At 67.7% G+C, this 269-nt stretch carries 1 protein-coding gene; it reads right to left on the bottom strand.

Annotated features, from left to right (window positions below; genetic code table 11):
- Positions 1-266 (bottom strand): thiamine pyrophosphate-binding protein (locus tag B0W88_RS32400; RefSeq protein ID WP_369973978.1); only part of this gene is annotated, 266 nt, incomplete at its 3' end.
- Positions 267-269: the final 3 nt, after the last annotated feature.

Raw genomic sequence — 269 nt, 5'->3', positions numbered from 1 at the left:
TCGCCGACCACGTTGACCATGCCCGAGGACGCGCGCTTGGCGTTGTGGATGTTGGCGAGACCATTGGCCAGACCCGGGCCCAGGTGCAGCAGCGTGGAGGCCGGACGATCCTTCATCCGCCACCAGCCATCCGCCGCCCCGGTGGCGATGCCCTCGAACAGGCACAGCACCGGACGCATCTTCGGGTTGCCGCCTAAAGCGGCCAGGAAGTGCATCTCCGAGGTGCCCGGGTTGGCGAAGCAGATGTCCACGCCCTGGTCGACCAGGGT

It is taken from the genome of Pelomonas sp. KK5 (assembly GCF_001984095.1).
Lineage (GTDB): Bacteria > Pseudomonadota > Gammaproteobacteria > Burkholderiales > Burkholderiaceae_C > KK5.
The sequence above is the reverse complement of the archived record's forward strand: the minus strand, read 5'-3'. Positions and strand labels throughout refer to the sequence as shown.